The 4,296-nt window shown below is 36.0% G+C and carries 3 protein-coding genes; all 3 read right to left on the bottom strand.

Features of this window, described 5'->3' with window-relative positions:
* Positions 1-1,300: 1,300 nt before the first annotated feature.
* Positions 1,301-2,284, bottom strand: coding sequence for a ParB/RepB/Spo0J family partition protein (locus tag B4U84_RS26925; RefSeq protein ID WP_131121224.1), 984 nt, complete (start codon positions 2,282-2,284; stop codon positions 1,301-1,303).
* Positions 2,281-3,057, bottom strand: coding sequence for a ParA family protein (locus B4U84_RS26920; RefSeq protein ID WP_017308664.1), 777 nt, complete (start codon positions 3,055-3,057; stop codon positions 2,281-2,283). Before B4U84_RS26920 ends, B4U84_RS26925 begins: the two co-directional genes overlap by 4 nt.
* Before the next feature lie 638 nt (positions 3,058-3,695).
* Entirely contained in the window at positions 3,696-4,154 is a 459-nt protein-coding gene (locus B4U84_RS26915; RefSeq protein WP_131121223.1) for a DMT family transporter, read from the bottom strand.
* Between the last annotated feature and the right edge of the window lie 142 nt (positions 4,155-4,296).

The following is a 4,296-nucleotide window of genomic DNA, read 5'->3' as shown; positions in this document are numbered from 1 at the left end:
GCTCTTATCCTAATCCATATAATTTCAATGAATTAATAATTCTTTAATGTTGCTATTTTTAATATCCTCACTAGACGCGGTTGTTTGTAAGTTAAACAATAATTTTTATCACATATTTTTGACCATACAACATAAGCAATTAACTCATATTTGAAATTTTATGTTCGCCTCTCTATTACTATAAAACCCTTGAAAATTAAGCTTTATTTAATAGCAGCTTACTCTTACATCAATTTTTGTGCTGACTTGAATTGGATGAATAGTGAATATGTTTATTTAAGGTTTTGCTTGAACTTGTGAATTATCTCACGTTAGTCAGCAAAATACAATACCAATTAAGACAGTTAAGAAGACAGTTAAGACAGTTAAGACAGTTAAGAAATATCTGCTCGATAAATTAGGGTAAAAACAAAAAATCAAAATGTTAAAGTACCTATCCGACTATTATTTTCTGAGGTATAAAAGCTTCATCAAAACGATAAATTAAACAGGATAAGATAATGTGGTAAGACAATACTACAAACTTCAAAAGAGGTATAAAGTCGTTATACCAATTATTTATGAAGATGCACAGAATATAAAAAACTAACCGCCAAGACGCCAAGACGCCAAGATTGGAGAGTTAGTCATTTAGTGCGGCTTCACATTAAATTGGTATTACAGAGGAATTGTATTAACGTGAATTTGATAAAATTATTAGCTCAAGTAATCAACTCGCTGCAAGGGTGCAAACGCAAGTCTGCTTCTAATAGACTTAATAAATAAGCCCTTTAACCTACTTCAAGTGGGTTTTAGCTATGAGCCAGCTATTTATTTGAGGGCGGTATATCGTTGCTCATGAAATCTATCAAAGTCACGTTTTATAATAAGGAGCGAAGTCAGTACGAAGCGAGTACCGACTTAATTCAAGGGAATAATTTCGGCTAATACCATTTCACGTTAATAGCAATACATATGAATTTTGTCCCAGACGCGATATATCGCGTCTCTACAGGGTCTGTATTTGTATCAAGATTTTTGTGAAATGGTATAACCTATCAAGAAGGATTCAGAAGGCAGAGGGCAGGAGGCACTTATGCTGAAGGAACCCACGCTTAAAAACGTGGGATTGAAACAAGGAAGCTTTATACCTCGCTGCCAGCAGTMTCGGTATAATTCTTACTTTTAAGTGGGCTTTATACCCACAACTGAAGTTTTTGTTAATACATATAACCTTCTGCCCTCTGCCTTCGTACTTCTGCCTTTCTTGGTAAAGCGTAATGCATCAATGGCAGTATTGCTGATTGCGAATTGGTATTAATCATGAATTATCTGTTTTTTCTTCTAAAAGCGCTTGAATTTGAGAAAAAAGTTTATTAATTTTTTTTAGTTTTTTCTCATCCTCCCAAATTTTACTCTTTCTCAATGCTTTATATATTTTGTCTGTTCTATCTTTTTCTTCTTGTTTTCGAGAGACTAAAGTTTTCTCTCCAGTTTGCGTTTTAAGAATATTTCCTACTTTCTCTTTAATTTCAGACAGTGATAGGTTTGATTCAATCGCTTTATCTAATAAATCTTGTCGTTTGAAATCATCCTTTACACGTGCAATCACTTGTGCCTTAGTGTACTCTATTTTTCCTTCTTCTAGTACAGTTTGGATATCTGGAGGGAGTTTGAGCAAGGGAAGGCGGTTAGTAACAAAGGACTGCCATGATATCTTTCCTATCTGAGAGAATATTTTTTGAATAATTTGGGCTGATTCGCTAACCATAACGTTATGGTTAGAGTTTCCCTTTGCTTCATTATTCATTTGATATAACAGAGATACAACTACATTTGACTCAACTTCTAATTCACTTTTAACTAAGTCAAGGATACCCATCGTTTCCTCAAAAGCATTGAGGTCTTCTCGTTGGAGGTTCTCTACAAGTCGGATACGAAGTGCTGTTTTCTCGTCACATTCAATAATACGAACAGGAATATCTGTTATTTCAGCTAGTTGACAAGCTTTAAGACGGCGTTCACCAGCTATCAGTTCATATTGTGTGGGGAGATTTTGAGATTTGAGTGAATTAGTGTATGGTTCGCCAATGGGTCGGACAACAATAGGTTCAAGTAAACCCTCTTGCTTTATACTATCAGCAAGAGATTGAAGCTTTTTTGGATCAAAATAACGACGGGGCTGGCTGGGCGGCAGGATAATAGCGGATATAGATAAAGTAGAATCAGACGAGAATTCCTCTTCTGATGAACCAAATAAGTTATCTAGTCCAGTTAGTTTTTCAAGTTCGCGTTTTTGGCTCATAATTGAGTTATGTAGTTTGTAATTTCTTCAAGTATCTTAACTGCGGGGTGATTTTTCTTATGTAGTGCTAGTGGCAGATGTGACTGGGCAGCATCAGGGAAAGCTGTTGATTTGGGAATAGGAGAAGTGATGTGTATGCGCTCTCCTATTTGCTTTTTAATCTCTTCAAGTATTCCTGTGTCTTGAAGATTGCGATTATCGTACTTGGTCGGAATCAAACAAGCGATTTGTAGTTTTTTGTGTCCTCCTTTTTTGATTCGAGCAACTGTTTCTAGTAGTTGGTTAGTGCCAAGATAGCACTTGTATTGAGTTTCAACTGGAATGATAATATGTGAAGCTGCTACTAAGCTCATAATACTTAGTATTCCTAAAGAAGGTGGACAATCAATCAAAATGTAATCATACTGATCGACTACCTCTGAAAGTGCGGTTTTGAGTCGTTGGCGATTGTCAACTGTGAGGTCAAGAAGAATTTTTTGCTCTGCACCTGCTAATTGGATATTTGTTGGCACCAGATGCATTCCATGAATGGGTTTTTCCCATATATATAGAGGAGTGTCTTCCGCGATCGCACTGTATACAGTTTGATCAATTTCTAGTTTGGTTTCTCCTAAACCCATAAAGGCTGTTAGCGATGCTTGGGGGTCCATATCTACGAGCAGTACGCGGTGTTTTTGAGCAAGGTGATAACCAATATTGTGTGTAATCGTTGTTTTGGCTGCTCCGCCCGACTGGTTGAAACTAGCAATTATTTTGCTTGATCTGTTGTACATATGTAATTGGGTTCTTAAGTACGTAATTGGATTATTAAATAGATAATACGGTCTTTTGTTGATAGTCGCACGCCTCTAGAACCCTTCACGTGTTAAAAGTATTATATTACTAAGTATTTTCGGGATTAAACACTTACTAATAATAAAATGTTTTGCCTTGAGATGCGACACAAAAAACGAGGCTAGCAAAAGATCGCTATTAATGTCAAATTTAGCTTGATAAGTGATCGCATCAATACAAAAGCACTTAAAACAGCGACAGGAATTTAAAAGTTATACCATTTCACGAAAACCCTGATACCAATACAGATCCTGTAGAGACGCGAAATTACCCTGCGGGAACGCTAAAAGCGAACGCGTCTGGGACAAGATTCATATGTATCGCTATTAACGTGAAATGGTATTAGGGAGAAAAACAACAAGCTCTTGGGTATGTTTTGAATGCCCAAGAGCTAGAAAGTGGAAGATGAGCAGTATACAGTTTCAAATTGCTCCTAAGAAATTAAACTGTAACTAAATATAGTAGAAACTTGTGATTAATATTATCAATTTACATTGAGCTTGTATATATGGTAAGTGGGCATTTTTAACTAAGCGTGAGCGATCGCATTCTCCTGGGGTTCATCAACAAATAAGCATCATCTTCCTTTTTGAGCAGCAACCAAAGAAACGCCAATAATAACAAACAAAGTTCCTATTATGCGTAATGGATTAGCTGGGTATTTGTTAAGTCCAATGAGGCCAAAATGATCTAAAAAAAGTGCTGCAATCATCTGACCTGCAATTGTCAGTCCTAATGTCAATGCTGCCCCAATCTTAGGTGTAGCAAAAATAGTTGACCAGACATATAAAGTTCCTAAACAGCCTCCTATCCACATCCACCATGAAGTTTGAGAAAGTGAAGTCAAAGTAGGAAGTGGATAGTGGGCAAAGAAACAAATAATCAGCGATGTGATAGTGCCAGCAAGATATGAAATAAATGTAACTTGCATTGGCTGACCAATATAACTCTTTAAAAGAGTGTTAAGGGCAACCTGAACAGGTAAAATAGCACCACCAATAAGTGCTGCTACCAAATAAATGGTTCTAGCATTCATAAGATATCATTTTGAAAACTAAACAGAAAACTTTGTAGGGAACATCCAGTAGGACGTGATCAAATAAAAACCACTAAAAATTATAACAAAATGAATCAATACGGTTATGTTAAGAATTTTTCATACAAATAATGTCTATAAA

The organism is Westiellopsis prolifica IICB1 (assembly GCF_004323185.1).
GTDB classification, from domain to species: domain Bacteria; phylum Cyanobacteriota; class Cyanobacteriia; order Cyanobacteriales; family Nostocaceae; genus Pelatocladus; species Pelatocladus prolificus_A.
The sequence above is the reverse complement of the archived record's forward strand: the minus strand, read 5'-3'. Positions and strand labels throughout refer to the sequence as shown.